Origin of the sequence: Embleya sp. NPDC005575 (assembly GCF_040605455.1) — a bacterium.
In the GTDB taxonomy this organism is placed as follows: domain Bacteria; phylum Actinomycetota; class Actinomycetes; order Streptomycetales; family Streptomycetaceae; genus Embleya.
In genome coordinates this window covers 1-1,315 of sequence record NZ_JBEXCV010000356.1, presented here as the reverse complement: position 1 = coordinate 1,315, position 1,315 = coordinate 1, and the positions used below count along the sequence as shown (strand labels likewise).

General features: G+C 73.2%; 2 protein-coding genes. Both read left to right on the top strand.

What is annotated here, in order from left to right; genetic code table 11:
- The coding region (locus ABZS54_RS42995) for an AAA family ATPase (protein ID WP_355548934.1) at positions 1–913 on the top strand (913 nt) is incomplete at its 5' end.
- Between the two features lie 29 nt (positions 914–942).
- Positions 943–1,257, top strand: coding sequence for a hypothetical protein (locus ABZS54_RS42990; RefSeq protein ID WP_355548931.1), 315 nt, complete (start codon positions 943–945; stop codon positions 1,255–1,257).
- Positions 1,258–1,315 lie beyond the last annotated feature (58 nt).

The window sequence follows — 1,315 nt, the reverse complement described above, 5'->3', positions numbered from 1 at the left end:
CGCGCGGCCCGCGACGGCCGCCACCGCGGGCGCCGCGCCGGGTCCGACCGCCGCCGCGCCCGCCCCGCAACTGCCGGACGTGGTCGAGGAGAGCCTGCCCGACCTGCTCGCCGAACTCGGCGAACTGGTCGGCCTGGACGGGGTCAAGCGCGATGTCGCGTCGATGGCCAAGCTGATGCAGACGGTGCGGCTCCGGGTCGAGGCCGGGCTGCCGGCGCCGCCGCTGAGTCGGCACCTGGTCTTCGCGGGCAACCCGGGTACCGGCAAGACCACGGTGGCCCGGCTGTACGGCCGGCTGCTCAAGGCGCTGGGCCTGCTCGGCCACGGCCACCTGGTCGAGGTCGACCGCAGCGCGCTGGTCGGCGAGTACGTCGGCCACACCGGGCCCAAGACCGCCGCCGCGTTCAACCGGGCGATCGGCGGCGTGTTGTTCATCGACGAGGCGTACTCGCTCTCGCCGCTCGCGGGTGGCAACGACTTCGGCTCCGAGGCGATCGCCACACTGGTGAAGCTGATGGAGGATCACCGCGACGATGTCGTGGTGATCGCCGCGGGCTATCCCGACGACATGAACCGGTTCGTGTCCTCCAACCCGGGGCTGGCCTCCCGGTTCACCCGGACCCTGCTGTTCGAGGACTACGACGCCGAGCAGCTCGTGGCCATCGTCGAGCACCAGGCGGAGCGGCACCGCTACGAACTGACCCCCGAAGCACGCGCCGAACTGCTCGCCCTGTTCGCCGGGATGACCCGAGGCGGCGGCTTCGGCAACGGGCGCTCGGCCCGGCAGGCGTTCCAGGAGATGACGGAACGTCAGGCCGGTCGGGTCGCCGAACTCGACAACCCCGACGCGGCACAACTGATCGCCCTGGAGGTCGCGGATCTGCCCGCGTCCCTGGCAGGGGCGACCGCGTGAGCACCGTCCCCCCAACACCTGGAGTTTTCGTGTCCGCCAACAACCGCCCACGCAACGGTGGTTCGCCCGACGACCAGAACGGCTTCGCGGCCACCTTCGCCCGCCGGCCCGGCATCGGCGCCCGTGGCCCGGTGCCCGGTGTGCGGGTCTGGGGCACGATCGGCGGCGCCGCAGCGCTGACCACCGGCGCCATCGTGCTGGTACCGCTGCTCGCCGCCCCCAGCGCGGCCTCGCATCCGCGTCGCGACGTCGCGCACGTCGCGGCGAACGCCGCGCTGCCCGGCACGCCCGCCGGCTGGGGCACCCCGGGCAGCGCCGAACCGGCCCCCGTCGCCCGGAAGTGAAACGGCTTCCAACTGATCAACAGGTGCGCGTACGCGCTCAGCCACGCCTTCAGCGCCC